Raw genomic sequence first — 18,592 nt, forward strand, 5'->3', positions numbered from 1 at the left:
CGGATTATCCTTCGATATTGAGCGCTTCGTTCACCAGCGCTTCTTGTTCAGCTTTGTGGCGCGAGGCAAGCCCGGTTGCGGGCGAGGCGGCTGCATTGCGTCCGACGTAACGGGCACGGTTGTGCTTGGCTCCCAGACGCTCAAGCACCCATTCGATGTAAGGCTCGATGAAGGACCAGCCGCCCTGGTTCTTGGGCTCTTCCTGACACCAGACCATCTCGGCCTGTTTGAAACGACCCAGTTCCTTGACCACCGCCTGCGCGGGGAAAGGATAGAACTGTTCAAGCCGCAGCAGGTAGACATCCGTAATCCCCGCCTCGTCCCGTGCCTTGAGCAGATCGTAATAGACCTTGCCCGAGCAAAGGACGACGCGGCGGATCTTGTCATCCGCAGCAAGTGAGGTCGGAGAATTGCCGCGTTCCGCGTCGTCCCAGAGAACACGGTGGAAGGTCGAGCCGGTCTGGAACTCCTCGGCCTTGCTGATCGCCAGCGGATGGCGCAGCAGCGATTTTGGCGTCATCAGCACCAGCGGCTTCCGGAAATCGCGATGGATCTGGCGGCGCAGGATGTGGAAGTAATTGGCCGGGGTCGTGCAATTGGCGACGATCCAGTTGTCTTCGGCGCACATTTGCAGAAAACGCTCAAGCCGGGCAGAGCTGTGCTCGGGGCCCTGACCTTCGAAACCATGCGGCAACAGCATCACAAGGCCGGACATCCGCAGCCATTTCTTCTCGCCCGATGAAATGAACTGGTCGAACATGATCTGCGCACCGTTGGCAAAATCGCCGAACTGCGCTTCCCACAGGACCAACGCATTCGGTTCGGCCAGCGAATAACCATATTCAAAGCCCAGAACCGCATATTCCGACAACATCGAGTCGATGACTTCGTAACTGGCCTGACCTTTCTCGATATGGTTCAGCGGGTAGTAACGCTCTTCGGCCGTTTGGTCGATGATGGCCGAATGACGCTGGCTGAACGTTCCCCGCGAACTGTCCTGACCCGACAGCCGCACGGCATGCCCTTCGGTCAGCAGTGAACCGAATGCCAGTGCCTCGCCGGTCGCCCAATCGAAACCCTCGCCGGTTGCGAACATCTTCTTCTTGGATTCCAGCAGCCTGCCGACGGTCTTGTGCAGGTTTATCTTGTCGGGGATCGTGGTCAGTGCCTTGCCGATCCGGGTCATCAGCTCGGGTGCGATACCTGTCTGGCCGGGGACATACTCGGCCCCCTCCCGCTCCATGCCGGACCATTTGCCGTCCAGCCAGTCGGCCTTGTTCGGCTTGTAATTCTTGCCGATTTCGAACTCTTCGTTCAAATGAGCCTGGAAGGTGGCCTTCATATCGTCGATTTCGCCTTCGGGGATCAACCCGTCAGCCACCAGCCGCTCGGTATAAAGCTGCAAGGTCGTCTTGTGAGACTTGATCTTGGTATACATGGCCGGGTTGGTGAACATGGGCTCATCGCCCTCGTTATGGCCAAAGCGGCGATAGCAGATGATGTCGATTACCACGTCCTTGTGGAACTTCTGCCGGAACTCGGTCGCCACGCGCGCGGCATGAACCACGGCTTCGGGATCGTCGCCATTCACATGGAAGATCGGCGCTTCGACCATCATCGCGATATCGGTGGGATAGGGCGATGTGCGGCTGAAATGCGGAGCGGTCGTGAAGCCGATCTGGTTGTTCACCACGATATGCATGGTGCCACCGGTCTTGTGTCCGCGAATGCCCGAAAGTTGCAGGCATTCCGCGACCACGCCCTGACCTGCGAATGCCGCATCGCCATGCAGCAGGATCGGCAGAACCGCCGTCCGGTCTGGCCCGTCCGAAAGTTGATCGCTTTTCGCCCGAGCCTTGCCCAGAACAACCGGGTTCACCGCTTCCAGATGGCTGGGATTGGCCGTCAGCGACAGGTGCACCTTGTTGCCATCGAATTCACGATCCGCGGAGGCGCCTAGATGGTATTTCACATCGCCCGAACCGTCCACCGCCTCGGGTTTGAAGCTGCCGCCCTGAAATTCGTGGAAGATCGCACGGAACGGTTTGCTTAGCACATTGGCCAGCACCGACAGGCGGCCACGGTGAGGCATGCCGATCACGATCTCTTTCACGCCAAGCGCACCGCCGCGTTTGATGATCTGTTCCATCGCCGGGATAAGCGTTTCACCGCCATCCAGACCGAAGCGCTTGGTGCCCATATATTTGACATGAAGGAATTTCTCGAAACCTTCGGCCTCGACAAGCTTGTTCAGGATGGCGCGGCGGCCGACCTTTGTGAACTGGATTTCCTTGCCGTAGCCCTCGATCCGCTCTTTCAGCCAGGCGGCTTCCTCCGGGTCGGAAATATGCATGTATTGCAGTGCGAATGTTCCGCAATAGGTGCGTTTCATCAGCTCGGCGATCTGGCGGATCGATGCGACTTCAAGGCCCAGCACGTTGTCGATGAAGATCGGCCGGTCAAGATCGGCGGGACCGAAACCATAGGTCGCCGCTTTCAATTCACCATGATCGGGAATGTCGCGCAGGCCCAAAGGATCCAGATCGGCATGCAGATGGCCGCGAATCCGATAGGCGCGGATCAGCATGAGCGCGCGGATGGAATCCAGCACCGCTTGCCGCATTTGCGCGGCCGAAAGATCGATGCCCTTCTCGGCGGCTTTCTGGGCGATCTTCTTTGCGGCCGCATCGGCTTCGGGCTTGCTCGCCTCGGGCCATTCGCCGGTCAGAGCCGAGATATTCTCATCCGCGGCGGCAGGGGGCCAATCCGTCCGCGCCCAGGACGCGCCCTTTGCCTCGCGCAGGGCGTCGTCCTGCGGGTCGCCAAGCGCCTGAAAGAAAGCGCCCCAGGCTTGATCCACCGCTGCGGGATCCCTGGCCCACTGGCCGTAAAGCTGTTCCATATAGGCCGCGTTATGGCCCTGAAGAAACGAGGAATCGTGAAAATCTGAGTTTTTGGGCTGATCGGTCATGGCTTATCCCCGGTTCAGGGCTGGGAGGGTTTCAGACACAGTAGATATCGATGATTGCGGCGCCGTAATCGGCATAGGGGTCGATGCGGGGAATATTCTCGATCCGCTGGACCGAACGGCTTTCCAGATCGCAAAGCGCCCGCGCAGCAGCCTGGCCGGCAGAGGCAGGCGCGCGGGCGGGATGGTAAATCAGCCGCCAGCCATAATCCCGGCGGGCGACGGTTCGGACGGATTCCGGGGGCAGGGTGCTTGCCTCGTGCAGATTGGTTCTGGCTGGGATGCCGCCCGGAAGAATCAGCTCTTCCGATTTGCCGGCGCCACAAGCGGATAGCGCCAGTACCGTGGCGAATGACAGCGGCGCGATGGAACAGGAGCAGCTTCCAGCCCGCATTGCGGCGGAACTGATTGGCTGGGCATTTGCATCCTGTTCTTCCACGTCGTCCCCTCGCGCGGTACTTACGCCCCGTCCCCCATACTTAAGTCGAGGGAAGGGGCTGTCAATTCATCAACGCGTTAGCGTCCAATGGCCTTCAGCACCGCCTCGCCCAGTCCTGCCGGACTGTCGGCAACCACGACGCCGGCCTTCTTCATGGCTTCGATCTTGGATTCGGCATCGCCTTTGCCGCCCGAAACGATGGCGCCGGCATGGCCCATGCGGCGCCCCGGAGGCGCAGTACGTCCGGCAATGAAACCGGCGACCGGCTTCCATTTACCCTTCTTCTTCTGATCGGCCAGAAACTCGGCGGCTTCTTCCTCGGCAGAACCACCGATTTCGCCGATCATGATGATCGACTCGGTTTCGGGATCGTCAAGGAACATGGCCAGCACGTCGATATGCTCCAGCCCCTTGATCGGGTCACCGCCGATTCCCACGGCGCTCGACTGACCCAGACCGACATCAGAGGTTTGCTTGACGGCCTCATAGGTCAGGGTGCCGGAACGGGATACGACCCCGACCGAGCCCCGTTTGAAGATATTACCGGGCATGATGCCGATCTTGCATTCATCGGGCGTCATGATGCCGGGGCAGTTCGGGCCGATCAGAAGGGATTTACTGCCTTGAAGCGCGCGCTTGACCCGCAGCATATCCAGAACGGGAATGCCCTCGGTGATGGCCACGATCAGCGGGACTTCCGCGTCGATCGCCTCAAGGATCGAGTCGGCGGCAAAGGGCGGGGGGACATAGATCGCGGAAGCATTCGCCCCGGTCTCGGCAACGGCTTCATGCACCGAATTGAAAACGGGCAGGTCCAGATGTTCGGTTCCACCCTTGCCGGGTGTCACGCCGCCGACCATCCGGGTGCCATAGGCAATCGCCTGTTCGGTATGGAATGTCCCCTGCGAGCCGGTCAGGCCCTGGCAGATGACTTTGGTGTTCTTGTCTACGAGAATGGCCATGTTTGGCTCCTGCGATTCAAGGTTACTGCGAGATCGTTTTTGGGTGTCATGGGTAAGGTGGCGTATTGCGACGCACCGGTTTCTATCCCTTCACCGCCTTCACGATCTTTTCAGCTCCATCCTTCAGATCATCTGCAGAGGTGACATTCAGCCCGCTTTCGCTGATGATCTGCTTGCCCTTGTCGACATTCGTTCCCTCCAGCCGCACGACCAGCGGAACCTGCAACCCGACCTCTTTCACCGCAGCCACGATACCTTCGGCGATGATGTCGCAACGCATGATGCCGCCGAAGATATTCACCAGAATGCCTTTGACGTTCGGATCCGAGGTGATGATCTTGAAAGCTTCGGTCACCTTCTCCTTGGTTGCGCCGCCGCCAACATCAAGGAAATTTGCAGGCTCGGCCCCGTAAAGCTTGATGATATCCATCGTCGCCATGGCCAGACCTGCGCCATTCACCATGCACCCAATCTCGCCATCAAGGGCGATATAGTTCAGGTCAAATTTCGAAGCGGCGAGTTCCTTGGGGTCTTCCTCGGTCTCGTCGCGCAGGGCCAGAATATCGGATTGGCGATACAGGGCGTTGTTGTCAAAACCCATCTTGGCGTCAAGGCATTTCAGATTGCCGTCGGTCGTGACGATCAGCGGATTGATCTCAAGCATCTCCATGTCCTTTTCGATGAACATGCGATAGAGATTGCGGATCAACGCGACGCATTGCTTGACCTGTGCGCCTTTCAGGCCAAGGGCGAAGGCCACGCGGCGGCCATGGAAATCCGACAGGCCCGATGCAGGATCCACGCTGAAACTGACGATCTTTTCCGGGGTCTTGACCGCCACTTCCTCGATATCCATGCCGCCTTCGGTCGAGGCGACGAAGCTGATGCGCGAAGTGCCGCGATCGACCAGCAAAGCAAGATACAATTCACGTTCGATATCAGAACCATCTTCGATATAGATACGGTTGACCTGCTTTCCCGCTGGGCCGGTCTGATGCGTGACCAGGGTGCGGCCCAGCATCTGGCGGGTCAGTTCTTCGGCCTCGGTAACCGATTTCGCAAGACGGACGCCGCCTTTTTCGCCGGCCTCCGCCTCTTTGAAGCTGCCTTTGCCGCGGCCACCCGCATGGATCTGTGCTTTCACGACCCAAAGGGGGCCATCCAGTTCCCCCGCCGCGGATTTCGCTTCGTCCGCCTTCACGACCACGCGGCCGTCACTAACCGGCGCGCCGTATTGGCGCAGCAACGCCTTGGCCTGATATTCATGTATATTCATTGCGACCCCCTTGTCGGTTCAGCAGAGTTGCCGCGAGTCTTGGCACAGCTTTCCTGCCGGATGAACCGTTTTTCTGGGAAAAATGGGTAAAACTGCATATATCATCGCTTTTGTGATCACCGGTTGAATGCGTGTGATCACAAATTTCGAAGATGCATCTTACCAGCAGGCCCGCGGTTCGAGCCGGCGGGGCAATCAGTTGAAAAGAACCATGTACAGCCCGGCGCGCCCGCTGAACATTTCCGTGAAATCTTCCCAGGATCCGCGATCCACCATCTGGCCCGAGCGCGTATAGGGCAGGGCGGCGCTGCCCTGAATCCAGGAAACCAGATCCACCGGTTTCGGATCGTCAATCCACCTTTGCAGATCGATCCCGTAACCGGGCGCAAACCGCCAGAACGGGATGAGCCTTTCACCCCGCAGCACCAGCTCGGCATCGTCCAGCACCGCCAGCCATGCCTGACCGGCGCCCTTGGGAATATCAAAACCAAGCGCGGCCTGCTGATTGTCATTCGGGATCCATTCGCGGGAATTATCGGTCTCTTCGGCGGCCTTGGCCCAGAAATTCCGGTTGGCTTCAATCATCTGGACAAGATGTTGTTGCGCTTCCCTGATTTTCGCCTTGTCGGGCTGATTGCGCAGGGTGTGAATCGCCACAGCGACCATGTCCACGATCGGGCCAAGCTCCATGGCGTCGGTCGGCATGTACTCACCGGCTCCATCGCCCGAGGGCGTCGAGAACTGCTGATGCAATGCCTCGGCCAGTTCGATATTCTGTCCCAGTGCCGGCTCGGGATCGAATGCCAGCAGCAGGGTGCATACAGCTTCGATCAGATGTGTATAAGCACGCAGCCATTCGCTATCCGCCGCATCGAAGCGAACCTCGCCGTCGACACCCTCGGGCATGGGGATCATCACGAGTTCAAGCAGACCTTCGGACGGGCCGCGATCGCCACTCCCGTCGACATCGAACCATAAATCCGGCAGGCGAAGGACAAGGGCGCCCTCTTCCTCCGGGAGTACGTCGCGGGTCGAGCGCATCGCGTTGACGATCTCATCCGCAATCCGGTTCAGGAAATCCGGCTGCATCGGTTCGGGCGACGGGTTCGGTGGCTCCAACTCCGTGCCCAACACCGGAGCAGGGAAGATCGGAGAGGTCGCACCGATCCGCCAGCGTTCCTGATAGGCTTTTTCGATCCCCGCCAGAAATCGTACCGCGGCAAGCGCCATGTTCCGATCCGCCGATGCAGGTGTGGATTCAAGTTCCTCCATGGCGGCCGCCAGACCTTGTTCGGCGATCAGGCCGCTGGTCGTCGTATCATCCGCAAAGGCGGGCATGGCAGATAGCAATAATACGGCAAGGATGCGGCGCATGACATGATCTCGTAAATGAAAACGGCACGCCGATCGTGGCGTGCCGTTCCGAATTGCGCAAGGCCGGGCGTTATGCCAGCGAGCTGTCGATACCCTTGCAGGCGTCAACCAGGCCTTTGACCGCATCGACAGATTTGTCGAACATGACCTGCTCGTCCTTGTCCAGCTTGATGTCGATGACTTTCTCGATGCCATTCGCGCCGATCACGGTCGGCACGCCGACATAAAGCCCCTTGAGCCCGAATGCGCCGTCGACATATGCCGCGCAAGGCAGAACCCGTTTCTGATCCTTCAGATAGGCCTCGGCCATCTCGATCCCTGCCGTGGCGGGAGCATAGAAGGCGCTGCCGGTTTTCAGCAGGCCGACAATCTCGGCGCCGCCGTCGCGGGTCCGCTGAATGATGGCGTCCAGTTTTTCCTGCGTGGTCCAACCCATCTTGACCAGATCGGGCAGAGGGATGCCGGCAACGGTCGAGTAACGGGCAAGCGGAACCATCGTGTCGCCATGACCGCCCAGAACGAAAGCACTGACATCGCGCATCGAGACGCCGAATTCCAGCGACAGGAAGTGACGGAAACGCGCCGAGTCCAGAACGCCCGCCATACCGCAGACCTTATTGTGAGGCAGGCCGCTGAATTGGCGCAGCGCCCAGACCATCGCGTCCAGCGGATTGGTGATGCAGATGACGAAAGCGTCCGGGGCATGGGCCTTGATTCCTTCGCCCACGGCTTTCATGACCTTGAGGTTGATACCCAGAAGATCGTCACGGCTCATGCCCGGCTTGCGCGGAACGCCTGCCGTCACGATGCAGACATCCGCACCGGCGATATCGGCATAGTCATTGGTGCCCTTCAGATTGGCATCAAATCCTTCGGCGGGGCCGGATTCCGCGATGTCCAGCGCTTTGCCTTGGGGCGCCCCTTCGGCAATATCGAACAGGACGACATCGCCCAGTTCCTTCATGGCAGCCAGATGTGCCAATGTGCCGCCGATCTGTCCCGCACCGATAAGTGCGATTTTGGGTCGGGCCATGATTAACCTCCGATATGGTGGGTGAATATTGCCGGGTGGTTAGAACCTCCCGCAGCGAATCGCAAGCCTTACACAGCGCGATGCGGCGATGGCTTGCCTTTACCGGGCGATAATATCGATATGTTGACTTTTGATTAAGATGAGGAGTTTGTTCCGGAATCCCGGCATGCCTTGCGGCTGTTCCGGCGGGTATCCGCCCGGCAATGCCGCATCGCAGCGAAAAATTTCTTGCCATTTGTGACGCCTCGGGGCAGTTTCGCGCAAGAAAATTGCCCGGAGAATTTTATGGCTCGTGCTTACCGTTCCGTTCTTTACATGCCTGCGGCGAATCCCCGGGCGATGGAGAAAGCGCAGCAATTGCCCGCTGACGCGATCATCTTCGATCTTGAGGATGCCGTCGCGCCTGCTGCGAAAATCGCTGCCAGAGAGCAGGTGGTCACTGCGCTTGAGACGAATGATTACGGTTCTCGCCTGCTGATTTTGCGCATTAACGGGCTGGATACGGAATGGGGATCCGAGGATCTGCGGCTTTGCGCCGGGCCGCTGGCGGGAAAGATCCATGCGGTGCTGATTCCCAAGGTCAACGGAACCGCAGATCTGGATCGGGTGGCGGATATTATTCCCGAAACGCCGCTTTGGGCGATGATGGAAACGCCTCTGGGCATGTTGAACGCCTCCGAGATCGCGACGCATCCGCGACTGGAAGGGATGGTCATGGGCACCAATGATCTGGCGAAGGAAATCGGCAGCCGTTTCCGCGCCGACCGCTTGCCGATGCTGGCCGGGCTGGGGCTTTGCCTGCTGGCGGCGAAGGCACATGATCGGATTATTCTGGACGGTGTGTTCAATGCCATTCAGGATGAAGACGGGCTTCGCTTCGAATGCGAGCAGGGCCGCGATATGGGTTTCGACGGCAAGACCTTGATCCATCCTGCCCAACTGGCCATCGCAAATGATTCATTTGCCCCGACAGCCGAGGAAATCGATCTTGCCCGCCGCCAGATCGAAGGATTCGAGCAGGCTTTGACCGAAGGCAAGGCCGTGGCCGTCGTTGATGGCAAGATCGTCGAGAACCTGCATGTCGAAACCGCCCGCAAGACGCTTGACCGCGCCGAGGCGATTGCAGCCATGGCGGGATGATGACAACGTGAATGGGATTTACATCCAGCGAAAGGAAGCCAGATGCTGATCCTGATTCTTGGCGTGGCCCTATTCTGGGGCGCACATCTGTTCCGACGCCTCGCCCCCGAACAGCGAACCGCCATGGGCAAAAGGGGCAGGGGGCTGATCGCCGGCCTGCTATTTCTGTCGGTGATCCTGATGGTCTGGGGCTACAAGCTTGCGGACGGGCCCTATTGGTGGGGCCGCAGTGCGGCATTGGTGGGGATCAACAACCTGATGGTTCTGGTCGCCTTCTACCTGTTTGCCGCAGCGGGCATGAAAACACGCGTCACCGCATATATACGACACCCGCAACTTGTCGGATTCTCGCTTTGGGCGGCGGCGCATTTGCTCGTGAATGGTGATTTGCCGTCTTTCATCCTGTTCGGCGGGCTGCTGCTTTGGGCGCTTGCTGAAATCGTGGTCATCAACCGCGCCTCGGCATGGGTGCCCAATACCGGCCCCTTTCCGGTTCGCAAGGAAATCATGGCCGTTATCGGTGCGATCGTCGTGATGGCCGTCGTCGCGATCATTCACGGCTGGATCGGACCCCAGCCCTATGGAGGTTGATATGAGCAGGATTTACCGCTTGCTGACCGAAGACGATACGTCGGCTTTTTGCCACAAGGTCAGTGCGGCTTTGGCCAGGGGCTGGCAATTGCATGGCAGCCCTTCGATCTCTTTCGATGCAGGGCGGGGCGTGATGCGCTGCGCTCAGGCCGTCACCAAGGAAATCGAGGCCGAATATCACCCCGAAATGAAACTGGGACAGCAATGACAAAGACAAATCCGGGCCGTTTTTTCGAAGATTACCAACTTGGTCAGGTGATCCGCCATGCCGTTCCGCGCACGGTCTCGGGCGGCGAGCGGGCGCTGTATCATGCGCTTTATCCGGCGCGGCATGCGCTTGCCTCTTCGGATGAATTCGCACGCATCTGCGGGCTTTCCGCTGCGCCGCTTGACGACCTGATCACCTTTCACATCGTTTTCGGCAAGACGGTCCCGGATATCAGTCTGAATGCCATCGCCAATCTGGGTTATGCAGAGGGGCGCTGGCTGCGGCCCGTCTGGCCAGGCGATACGATCCGCTCGGAATCCGAGGTGATCGGGCTGAAACAGAACTCGAACGGCAAATCTGGCGTGGTCTGGGTGCGCACACGCGGGCTGAACCAATCGGGCGAGGCGGTGCTGGAATATGTCCGCTGGGTGATGGTGCGCAAGCGCGACATTGCCGCACCGGCCCCCGAGACAGTGGTGCCAAAGCTTTCGAACGCCGTCGAGCCTGCCGGTCTGGTCGTTCCGGACGGGTTGGATTTCACCAGATACGATTTTGATCTTGCCGGAGAAAATCACAGATATGCTGATTATGAAATCGGCGAGAAGATCGATCATGTCGATGGTGTGACCATCGAAGAGGCCGAGCATATGCTGGCCACCCGCCTGTGGCAGAATACGGCCAAGGTTCATTTCGACGCGACCAATCGCGAGGACGGCAAAAGGCTGATCTATGGTGGCCATGTGATCAGCATGGCGCGCACGCTGAGTTTCAACGGGTTGGCGAATGCGCAGATGGTGATCGCGTTGAACGGGGGCGCCCATGCCAATCCCTGTTTCGCGGGGGATACGGTTCGTGCGTGGTCCGAGGTTCTGGACAAATCCGAAACATCCGCACCGGGCGTCGGTGCGGTCCAGCTGCGGCTTGTGGCGACCAAGGGCGACAGCGGCAGTTTCGCCCTGAGGGGGGAAGACGGGAAGTATCTGCCCGAGGTGCTGCTGGATCTGGATTACTGGGTCCTGATGCCGCGCTGAGTCGCCGGCTTTGCTTCTATCCGATGGATATGCTGACAGAATAACTTGGGAAGCAATGTTGTGATCACACAACGGCAATGCGTGATCACAAAGCGCAAATTCCGTTAAAATTAGGACCAAGGGCTGGCATATGCAGGTGACAGATGGCAAGAAAGACGCCAGACACATTGCCAATTGCCAGCCCGAGCGGCCAGCCAAGCGCCTGCGGCGGGACTAGTTCGAACCGACAGAGGAGGCCCGTATCATGGCCGATGTGAACCGAGGTAACAGGCCGCTATCTCCGCATCTTCAGGTCTACAGACTGCCGATCATGGCGGTGACCTCGATTCTGACGCGGGTGACCGGGCATGCATTGGTTGCCGGTATCCTGCTTCTGGTCTGGTGGCTGGTCGCCGCCATCAGCGGAGAGGGCGCCTTTGCGGTGGCGAACTGGGTCATGACGTCCTGGCTGGGCTTTCTGATCATGCTCGGGTCGGTCTGGGCGCTATGGTATCACACGCTCGCCGGTATCCGGCATCTGTTCTATGACGCGGGTCACCTGCTTGAACTCGACATGGCCCGGAAAGCGTCTTGGGCGATTGTCATCGGGTCGGGCGTGCTGACTCTGTTAACCCTGTTGATTTTCTTCATTTAAGGAGGGAGAGGATGCGTTACATCACCCCCCGCAAGGCCGCCATGGGGTTGGGATCGGCCCATTCCGGCACCTCTGATCATTGGGCCATGACAGTCAGTGCATGGGCGCTGCTTATCCTGACCCCGCTGTTCCTGATCACCGTCGGTTCGGCACTTGGCCTGCCGCGCGATGAAGTGATCGCGCATTTCGGGCGTCCGTGGCCGGGTATTATCACGGCGCTGTTCATCGTGGTGGGGATGGTCCATTTCATAAAAGGTACCCGCATCATGATCGACGATTATTTCCAGCATGCCGCGCGCAAGGCGGCGATCATCTTTTCCGTGATCTTCGGCTGGGCCGTCATCGCGGCGGCCATCTTTGCCCTTGCGAAGATGGCGCTTGTCTCGATCGGGAACTGAGGGAAATCATGGCTGCATACGAAACTCAGACGCATGAATATGACGTGGTCGTGGTTGGCGCGGGTGGCGCCGGGTTGCGCGCGACGCTTGGCATGGCCGAACAGGGGCTGCGCACGGCCTGTGTGACCAAGGTTTTCCCGACCCGCTCGCATACGGTTGCCGCGCAGGGTGGTATCGCCGCCTCATTGTCCAATATGGGACCGGACAACTGGCAGTGGCATATGTATGACACGGTCAAGGGCAGTGACTGGCTGGGCGATACCGACGCGATGGAATATCTTGCGCGGGAAGCCCCGAAGGCGGTTTACGAACTCGACCATTACGGCGTGCCGTTCTCGCGCACCGAGGAAGGCAAGATCTATCAACGCCCCTTTGGTGGTCACACGACCGAATTCGGCGAAGGCCCTCCGGTACAGCGCACCTGCGCCGCCGCCGATCGCACCGGCCACGCCATCCTGCACACGCTTTACGGCCAGTCGCTGAAACACAATGCCGAGTTTTTCATCGAATATTTCGCGCTTGATCTGATCATCACCGATGGTCGTTGCACCGGCGTGATCTGCTGGAAACTGGATGATGGCACGATCCATGTTTTCAATGCCAAGATGGTGGTGCTGGCGACGGGCGGGTATGGCCGCGCCTATTTCAGTGCGACATCCGCGCATACCTGCACCGGCGACGGTGGCGGAATGGTGGCACGGGCCGGGCTGCCTTTGCAGGATATGGAGTTCGTACAGTTCCATCCGACCGGCATCTATGGCTCGGGCTGCCTGATCACCGAAGGCGCAAGGGGCGAGGGCGGTTACCTGACCAATAGCGAGGGCGAGCGCTTCATGGAGCGTTACGCGCCCACCTATAAGGATCTGGCATCGCGCGATGTCGTCAGCCGTTGCATGACGCTGGAGATTCGCGAGGGCCGTGGCGTTGGAGACCAGAAAGATCATATCTTCCTGAACCTGATGCATCTGCCACCTGAAACCCTGGCCGAACGGCTGCCCGGCATCAGCGAATCGGCAAAGATTTTCGCCGGTGTCGATCTGACCCGCGCGCCGATCCCGGTTCTGCCGACCGTGCATTATAATATGGGGGGCGTTCCCACCAATTACTGGGGCGAGGTTCTGAACCCGACCGAATCCGACCCGGATGCGATCTTCCCCGGCCTGATGGCGGTGGGCGAAGCGGGATGCGCCTCGGTGCATGGCGCGAACCGGCTTGGCTCGAACTCGCTGATCGATCTGGTTGTGTTCGGCCGCGCCGCCGCGATCCGCGCCGGACAGGTGGTCGACCGGGAATCGGCAATCCCGGCGACAAATGACGAACAGGCGGACAGGGCGCTTGACCGCTTTGACGCGATCCGCAACGCGTCTGGCGCGGTGCCGACCGCCGCCCTGCGCGATGAGATGCAGCGGACCATGCAGGCCGATGCCGCGGTGTTCCGCACCGACAAGACGCTTGCCGAAGGCGTTGAAAAGATGACTGGAATCGCCGCCAAGCTCGACGATCTGAATGTCACTGACCGGGGCCTGATCTGGAACACGGATCTGATGGAAACGCTTGAACTGACCAATCTGATGCCGAATGCGCTTGCCACGATCCACGGGGCCGAGGCGCGCAAGGAAAGCCGTGGCGCCCATGCGCATGAGGATTATCCCGAGCGGGATGACGCCAATTGGCGCAAGCATTCTCTTGCATGGGTCGATGGAAACAAGGTTAAACTAGCATATCGCCCCGTCCATCTGGAGCCTTTGACCAAGGAAGAGGAAGGCGGGATCAACCTGAAAAAGATTGCTCCAAAGAAAAGGGTTTACTGATGCGTTTCATGTCTTTTACCGGAATTGGTGTTGCTGCGCTTGTCCTTGCTGGCTGTGCGGTAACGACTCCGATGCCTGGAACCACCCCGACCTCCCCCGCAACTCCGACGACGCCCACCACGCTTGATGCCGCCTCGCGGCAGATTGCGCGTAACGTCATCAATTCCGAGATGGAGAAACGCCTGCCCGGCGCTAATGTGGCGCCCTATACCGATTGCGTCATCAATAACGCGACCACCGCCGAGTTGATCGATATTGCACAGGCCTCGCGTGCCGGGGCTGGTGGAACGGCAAACAGCGTTGCGTCGATCGTATCGCGTCCCGAGACCACACAATGTATCTCGAGCGCGGCGCAAACGGCCTGATGATACCGGGGCGACACGCATGCGGATTGATGCTCCTGCTTGCCGCAGGGCTGTCCGCATGCGGCCCCGTTCCCGTCGAACAGGCAGAGAGAAGCTGCATGCGTTCCGCCGAACTTGCCAGCCGGCCACGCGGTGAAGTTGCGATTGGCGCCATCGGCGGCGGAGGCGGGGGAACCCGTGCCCTTGGCCGTGTCGAGCTGGAGGTTTCGTCGGATTATATAATGGGCCGTGACCCTTCGGATGTGTTCAACCGTTGTGTATCGCGCAAATCTGGCCAACTTCCGACACGATCACTGGCCGATCAGCCGGGTTGGCGCGGATAGGAAATATGACAAAACTACGGAAAGCGACAGGGCCAGTCACCGGCAAGCGCCGACTGATCGTGCATTGCGGCGTTCAGAAAACCGGCAGCACATCGATTCAGCGGTATCTGATGCAGAATGCAGATTTACTCGCCAACGATCTGATCGTGCGCACCCCCACCGAGGGATCTCCGATGCGACCGCTGGGCCGTGCGGCAATTGATTTCAGCTTTCATCCCGATTCAAGTGATTCCAGGCAGACATTGAAGATTGCGCTGGATGATGTGCTTGAGACATTGCCCGCGGATTCCCGGCCGGTCTTGCTCAGCCATGAAAATCTTGCCGGCGCGATGCCCGGAAATGGCGGTGAAACACGGCTTTTTCCAGCCTTGCCCTCGATACTCGCCATTGTCAAAGAGCATGCCACGGAATTCGACGTCGATTTCGTTTACTATACACGCCGCATGTCAGCCTGGAAGCCAAGCGTCTGGGCACAGGCGGTGCGGACGGATGGCTATACCCGGACAGAGAAGGAATTCATGGCCGAAACCGCTGATCTGCCCGGATGGAAAGATCTGTCGGTCAGGCTGATTGAGTCAGTTGGTGCCGATTGCCTGTCCCGCTTCAAGCTGGAGGATGAAAGCGATCCCCTTCGTCTCGGCCTGCAATTGCTTCACCATGCGGGCTTGAGCGATGACAGGTTGAATGCGTTGCAACCTTTGCATGCCCCCTCTATGTCGCGCCTGAATGAATCCGCGACTGAATTCATACGGCATATCAACATGCTGAATATAAATCCTCATGCTCGACGGAAGGTCATCAACCTGATCGCGAACGAGCAGCATCTGTTCAATTCTGACCACCGGTCCGAAGGCACTCTTTGAAAGGAGCAACCCATGGTCCAGTTCACCCTGCCCAAGAACAGCCAGATCCGTGTCGGCAAGACCTGGCCCCGCCCCGAAGGTGCAACGAATGTGAAGAAGTTCCAGATTTACCGCTGGGATCCCGACACCGGAGAGAATCCGCGACTGGATACCTATTTCGTCGATCTGGACAAATGCGGGCCGATGGTGCTGGACGCTCTGATCAAGATCAAGAACGAGATCGATCCGACCCTGTCTTTCCGGCGCTCTTGCCGGGAAGGAATTTGCGGTTCCTGCGCGATGACGATCGGCGGCGGCAATCATCTTGCCTGCATCTATGGCATCGATGAAATCAAGGGCGATATCGCGATCTATCCGATGCCGCATATGCCGGTGGTCAAGGATCTGATCCCCGATCTCACGCATTTCTATGCGCAGCATGCCAGTGTGAATCCCTATCTGATCACCAAATCGCCCACGCCGGGGAAAGAATGGAAACAATCCATCGAAGATCGCAAGAAACTGGATGGGCTGTATGAATGCATCCTGTGCGCCTCATGCTCGACCGCATGTCCGAGCTATTGGTGGAATGGCGATCGCTATCTGGGGCCGGCCGCCTTGCTGCATGCCTATCGCTGGATCATCGATTCCCGCGATGAAGCAACGGGCGAACGGCTGGATGAGCTTGAGGATCCGTTCAAGCTGTATCGCTGCCACACGATCATGAACTGCACGAATACCTGCCCCAAGGGGCTGAACCCGGCCAAAGCCATCGCGTCGATCAAGCATATGATGGTCGATCGCATGATCTGAGTGGTGGCATTCCCAACGCCTCGTTCGGGAATTACCGTGGACGAAAATCCGCTAACCGGCCCAGTCGACGGGCCGGTTTCCCTGTTTGATCAGCCAGTCATTTATGCGGCTGAAGGGATGGCTGCCGAAGAAACCGCGGCGGGCAGAAAGCGGCGAGGGATGCGCCGTGGAGATAGTCAAATCCTGATCCCGGGGCAGATCGCCAACTGCCTTTTGCGCGTGCCCTCCCCATAACAGGAACGCAATCGCGGCATGGCCTTGCGCCTCGATAATGGCCTGTCGCGCCAGTTTCTGCCAGCCCCACCGGGAATGGGCGCCCGCCGATCCGTCAGGAACAGAGAGTGACGTATTCAACAGCAGAACGCCCTGCCGCGCCCAGTGCGTCAGATCTCCGTTCGCAGGCATGCGGCCAATATCATCCTGCATTTCAGCGAAGATATTCCGCAGAGAGCGAGGCAGGGGGATATCCGGCGCAACCGAAAAGGCAAGCCCGTTGGCATGACCCGGGGTGGGATAGGGGTCCTGTCCAAGGATCACCACCCGCACCTGTTCAGGGCGCAGGATCTCCAATGCCGCGAATAGACGCTCTGGCCCCGGCAGCCAGTCATCCATATGTGCAAGCCGATCACGAATGCCCGGCCATTCCTGCGTGAAAAAGGGCAGATGGGCCCAGGCGGAAGGTGGTTTCACGCTTCGGGCGGGCCGGTGATTTCGGCCAGACGGGTCAATCGTGCTTTCGCCGCGCCGCTGTCAATGGACTGGGCGGCAAGCGATGCCCCCTCGGCCAGATCATGCGCCTTGCCTACGATCAGCAGCGCCGCAGCGGCATTCAGCAGCACCGCGTCACGATAGGCGTTTGCCTCGCCATTCAGCAGGGCGCGGAAGGCGGCCGCGTTATCGGCAGGTTCTCCGCCTAGGATCTCTTCGAACGGATGACGCGAAAGCCCGGCATCCTCGGGCGTGATGGTGAACTCGGTGACTTCACCGTTTTTCAATTGTGCGACATGGGTTTCGCCTGCGATGCTGATTTCATCGGTGCCGTCGCTGCCATGCACCAGCCAGGCCATATCCGAACCAAGATCGCGAAGCACCTCGGCCATCGGGCGCAACCATGTGGTACTGAACGCGCCGGTCAACTGATAGCGGACAGATGCGGGATTGGTCAGCGGACCCAGCAGGTTGAATATCGTTCGCGTGCCCAGTTCCGCGCGCGGCGGCCCCACATGCCGCATCGCGGGATGATGCGTGGTTGCCATCATGAAACAGATCCCTGCCTGATCTAGTGCCCGTTGCGCGGTAGCCGGACCGCCCATGACATTGATCCCCATATGGGTCAGGGCATCCGCGGCGCCGGATTTCGAGGACAGATTGCGATTGCCATGTTTGGCGACAGGCACGCCCGCACCCGCGACGACGAAAGCGGTTGCGGTCGAGATGTTCAGCGTGCCTTTGCCGTCGCCGCCGGTGCCGACGATGTCGATTGCCCCTTGCGGCGCATGGACCCGGTTCATCCGCGCACGCATGGCGCGTGATGCCGCGGCGATTTCCTTGACGGTTTCGCCCCGGACCCGCAGCGCCATCAGCAACCCGCCGATCTGGGCCGGGGTGGCGTCGCCGTCGAATAATGCGGAAAAGGCGGCCTCGGCTTCGGGGCCGGTCAGGGGACGCGTGGCGGCGATGCCGATCAGAGGGCGGATATCGGTCATGCGGCTTTTTTTCCGGGACGGCAGCGGGCAAGGAAGTTCCAGATCATTTCATGGCCATGTTCCGAGGCGATCGATTCCGGGTGGAACTGCACGCCTTCAATGGGCAAATCCTCGTGAACCAGCCCCATGATCGTGCCGTCATCCGAGGTTGCGGTGACGCGCAGGCAGTTGGGCAGGCTGTCAGGCTCGACCGTCAACGAGTGATAGCGGGTCGCTTTCAGCGGCGAGGGAAGATCGCGGAACACGCCGGTACCGTCATGGTTGATATCGTCCACCTTGCCATGCAGGATACGGTTCGCGCGCACAACCTTACCCCCGAACGCTTCGCCGATGGCCTGATGGCCAAGACAGACGCCGAAAAGCGGTATTTGTCGTTCGGCCGCGGCGCGGATCAGATCGATGCAGATTCCCGCCTGCCCCGGATCGCATGGGCCAGGAGAGATCACGATACCGTCAGGGTTCATCGTCAAAGCCTCTGGCACGTCAAGCGCGTCATTGCGCCGGACAGTGACCTCAGCCCCGGATTCGCCCAGATAATGCACGAGGTTCCAGGTGAAGCTATCGTAATTGTCGATCAGAAGGATCATAGTCTTGCCTTGGCTTCAGAGCGGTTTCCCCCCGCATCGGGGTCCGTTATAGATGTGCCGATATGCGTCGGAGGGTCAAGCCCGGCAGGAG

Annotated in this window: 20 protein-coding genes; 11 read left to right on the forward strand and 9 right to left on the reverse strand. The window is 59.4% G+C overall.

Translation table 11 applies throughout. From position 1 onward, the window contains the following. Positions 1–4 precede the first annotated feature (4 nt). The 6 genes from D3P04_RS15265 to mdh all read right to left on the reverse strand — a co-directional run bounded on the left by D3P04_RS15265 (position 5) and on the right by mdh (position 8,052). Positions 5–2,971, reverse strand: coding sequence for a 2-oxoglutarate dehydrogenase E1 component (locus D3P04_RS15265; protein WP_119750393.1), 2,967 nt, complete (start codon positions 2,969–2,971; stop codon positions 5–7). 31 nt (positions 2,972–3,002) lie between these two features. Continuing rightward, positions 3,003–3,407 carry a hypothetical protein gene (locus D3P04_RS15270; protein WP_147391948.1) on the reverse strand — a complete coding sequence of 135 codons (405 nt, stop codon included), beginning with the start codon at positions 3,405–3,407 and terminating at the stop codon, positions 3,003–3,005. 77 nt (positions 3,408–3,484) lie between these two features. Continuing rightward, positions 3,485–4,369 (reverse strand): succinate--CoA ligase subunit alpha, encoded by an 885-nt coding sequence (sucD, locus tag D3P04_RS15275; RefSeq protein WP_119750396.1) that lies wholly within the window; start codon positions 4,367–4,369, stop codon positions 3,485–3,487. Between the two features lie 82 nt (positions 4,370–4,451). Continuing rightward, complete coding sequence (gene sucC / locus D3P04_RS15280) at positions 4,452–5,645, reverse strand: ADP-forming succinate--CoA ligase subunit beta (protein WP_119750397.1); 1,194 nt, start codon at positions 5,643–5,645, stop codon at positions 4,452–4,454. Positions 5,646–5,840: 195 nt separating this feature from the next. Then, on the reverse strand, positions 5,841–7,019 hold the full coding sequence (locus tag D3P04_RS15285) for a hypothetical protein (protein WP_119750399.1): 1,179 nt from the start codon (positions 7,017–7,019) through the stop codon (positions 5,841–5,843). Between the two features lie 70 nt (positions 7,020–7,089). Beyond that, the gene (gene mdh, locus D3P04_RS15290; RefSeq protein WP_119750400.1) at positions 7,090–8,052 is read right to left on the reverse strand and encodes a malate dehydrogenase; all 963 of its coding nucleotides are present in this window, start codon (positions 8,050–8,052) and stop codon (positions 7,090–7,092) included. Between the two features lie 285 nt (positions 8,053–8,337). Here mdh and D3P04_RS15295 point away from each other — a divergent pair, with 285 nt between their 5' ends. From D3P04_RS15295 to D3P04_RS15345, 11 genes are all read left to right on the forward strand, one after another. Further along, on the forward strand, positions 8,338–9,192 hold the full coding sequence (locus tag D3P04_RS15295; protein ID WP_119750555.1) for an HpcH/HpaI aldolase/citrate lyase family protein: 855 nt from the start codon (positions 8,338–8,340) through the stop codon (positions 9,190–9,192). A gap of 42 nt (positions 9,193–9,234) precedes the next feature. Beyond that, on the forward strand, positions 9,235–9,783 hold the full coding sequence (locus tag D3P04_RS15300) for an NnrU family protein (RefSeq protein WP_119750402.1): 549 nt from the start codon (positions 9,235–9,237) through the stop codon (positions 9,781–9,783). 1 nt (position 9,784) lies between these two features. Then, positions 9,785–9,991 carry a DUF1737 domain-containing protein gene (locus D3P04_RS15305; RefSeq protein WP_119750404.1) on the forward strand — a complete coding sequence of 69 codons (207 nt, stop codon included), beginning with the start codon at positions 9,785–9,787 and terminating at the stop codon, positions 9,989–9,991. Next, a complete protein-coding gene (locus D3P04_RS15310; RefSeq protein WP_119750406.1) occupies positions 9,988–11,022 on the forward strand; it encodes a MaoC family dehydratase in 1,035 nt (344 codons plus the stop codon). The genes D3P04_RS15305 and D3P04_RS15310 overlap by 4 nt, the downstream gene beginning before the upstream one ends. A gap of 244 nt (positions 11,023–11,266) precedes the next feature. Further along, entirely contained in the window at positions 11,267–11,656 is a 390-nt protein-coding gene (gene sdhC / locus D3P04_RS15315; RefSeq protein ID WP_119750408.1) for a succinate dehydrogenase, cytochrome b556 subunit, read from the forward strand. Between the two features lie 11 nt (positions 11,657–11,667). Further along, complete coding sequence (locus D3P04_RS15320) at positions 11,668–12,054, forward strand: succinate dehydrogenase, hydrophobic membrane anchor protein (RefSeq protein ID WP_119750410.1); 387 nt, start codon at positions 11,668–11,670, stop codon at positions 12,052–12,054. An 8-nt stretch (positions 12,055–12,062) separates the two neighbouring features. Continuing rightward, positions 12,063–13,865, forward strand: a complete 1,803-nt coding sequence (sdhA, locus tag D3P04_RS15325; protein ID WP_119750412.1) for a succinate dehydrogenase flavoprotein subunit — start codon at positions 12,063–12,065, stop codon at positions 13,863–13,865. Continuing rightward, on the forward strand, positions 13,865–14,230 hold the full coding sequence (locus D3P04_RS15330) for a hypothetical protein (RefSeq protein ID WP_182912891.1): 366 nt from the start codon (positions 13,865–13,867) through the stop codon (positions 14,228–14,230). Before sdhA ends, D3P04_RS15330 begins: the two co-directional genes overlap by 1 nt. A gap of 98 nt (positions 14,231–14,328) precedes the next feature. Continuing rightward, entirely contained in the window at positions 14,329–14,553 is a 225-nt protein-coding gene (locus D3P04_RS15335) for a hypothetical protein (protein ID WP_232845029.1), read from the forward strand. Between the two features lie 5 nt (positions 14,554–14,558). Continuing rightward, positions 14,559–15,416 (forward strand): hypothetical protein, encoded by an 858-nt coding sequence (locus tag D3P04_RS15340; RefSeq protein WP_119750416.1) that lies wholly within the window; start codon positions 14,559–14,561, stop codon positions 15,414–15,416. 12 nt (positions 15,417–15,428) lie between these two features. Continuing rightward, positions 15,429–16,208: a succinate dehydrogenase iron-sulfur subunit gene (locus D3P04_RS15345; protein WP_119750418.1), complete on the forward strand. Its 780-nt coding sequence runs from the start codon at positions 15,429–15,431 to the stop codon at positions 16,206–16,208. Between the two features lie 51 nt (positions 16,209–16,259). Here the strand turns inward: D3P04_RS15345 and D3P04_RS15350 are convergent, their stop codons facing one another. The 3 genes from D3P04_RS15350 to D3P04_RS15360 are packed head-to-tail and all read right to left on the reverse strand — an operon-like array spanning position 16,260 to position 18,501. Continuing rightward, entirely contained in the window at positions 16,260–16,898 is a 639-nt protein-coding gene (locus D3P04_RS15350; RefSeq protein WP_119750420.1) for a uracil-DNA glycosylase, read from the reverse strand. Then, complete coding sequence (gene trpD, locus D3P04_RS15355; RefSeq protein WP_119750422.1) at positions 16,895–17,914, reverse strand: anthranilate phosphoribosyltransferase; 1,020 nt, start codon at positions 17,912–17,914, stop codon at positions 16,895–16,897. The genes D3P04_RS15350 and trpD overlap by 4 nt, the downstream gene beginning before the upstream one ends. Next, entirely contained in the window at positions 17,911–18,501 is a 591-nt protein-coding gene (locus tag D3P04_RS15360) for an anthranilate synthase component II (protein WP_119750424.1), read from the reverse strand. Before D3P04_RS15360 ends, trpD begins: the two co-directional genes overlap by 4 nt. Positions 18,502–18,592: the final 91 nt, after the last annotated feature.

It is taken from the genome of Paracoccus onubensis, assembly GCF_003591515.1.
Lineage (GTDB): Bacteria > Pseudomonadota > Alphaproteobacteria > Rhodobacterales > Rhodobacteraceae > Paracoccus > Paracoccus onubensis.

Bases quoted from the DNA above. Each gene is read 5' to 3' on its own strand.
- D3P04_RS15265 (WP_119750393.1), bottom strand. From the start codon at position 2,971: ATGACCGATCAGCCCAAAAACTCAGATTTTCACGATTCCTCGTTTCTT.
- sucD (WP_119750396.1), bottom strand. From the start codon at position 4,369: ATGGCCATTCTCGTAGACAAGAACACCAAAGTCATCTGCCAGGGCCTG.
- sucC (WP_119750397.1), bottom strand. From the start codon at position 5,645: ATGAATATACATGAATATCAGGCCAAGGCGTTGCTGCGCCAATACGGC.
- D3P04_RS15285 (WP_119750399.1), bottom strand. From the start codon at position 7,019: ATGCGCCGCATCCTTGCCGTATTATTGCTATCTGCCATGCCCGCCTTT.
- mdh (WP_119750400.1), bottom strand. From the start codon at position 8,052: ATGGCCCGACCCAAAATCGCACTTATCGGTGCGGGACAGATCGGCGGC.
- D3P04_RS15295 (WP_119750555.1), top strand. From the start codon at position 8,338: ATGGCTCGTGCTTACCGTTCCGTTCTTTACATGCCTGCGGCGAATCCC.
- D3P04_RS15300 (WP_119750402.1), top strand. From the start codon at position 9,235: ATGCTGATCCTGATTCTTGGCGTGGCCCTATTCTGGGGCGCACATCTG.
- D3P04_RS15305 (WP_119750404.1), top strand. From the start codon at position 9,785: ATGAGCAGGATTTACCGCTTGCTGACCGAAGACGATACGTCGGCTTTT.
- D3P04_RS15310 (WP_119750406.1), top strand. From the start codon at position 9,988: ATGACAAAGACAAATCCGGGCCGTTTTTTCGAAGATTACCAACTTGGT.
- sdhC (WP_119750408.1), top strand. From the start codon at position 11,267: ATGGCCGATGTGAACCGAGGTAACAGGCCGCTATCTCCGCATCTTCAG.
- D3P04_RS15320 (WP_119750410.1), top strand. From the start codon at position 11,668: ATGCGTTACATCACCCCCCGCAAGGCCGCCATGGGGTTGGGATCGGCC.
- sdhA (WP_119750412.1), top strand. From the start codon at position 12,063: ATGGCTGCATACGAAACTCAGACGCATGAATATGACGTGGTCGTGGTT.
- D3P04_RS15330 (WP_182912891.1), top strand. From the start codon at position 13,865: ATGCGTTTCATGTCTTTTACCGGAATTGGTGTTGCTGCGCTTGTCCTT.
- D3P04_RS15335 (WP_232845029.1), top strand. From the start codon at position 14,329: ATGCGTTCCGCCGAACTTGCCAGCCGGCCACGCGGTGAAGTTGCGATT.
- D3P04_RS15340 (WP_119750416.1), top strand. From the start codon at position 14,559: ATGACAAAACTACGGAAAGCGACAGGGCCAGTCACCGGCAAGCGCCGA.
- D3P04_RS15345 (WP_119750418.1), top strand. From the start codon at position 15,429: ATGGTCCAGTTCACCCTGCCCAAGAACAGCCAGATCCGTGTCGGCAAG.
- trpD (WP_119750422.1), bottom strand. From the start codon at position 17,914: ATGACCGATATCCGCCCTCTGATCGGCATCGCCGCCACGCGTCCCCTG.
- D3P04_RS15360 (WP_119750424.1), bottom strand. From the start codon at position 18,501: ATGATCCTTCTGATCGACAATTACGATAGCTTCACCTGGAACCTCGTG.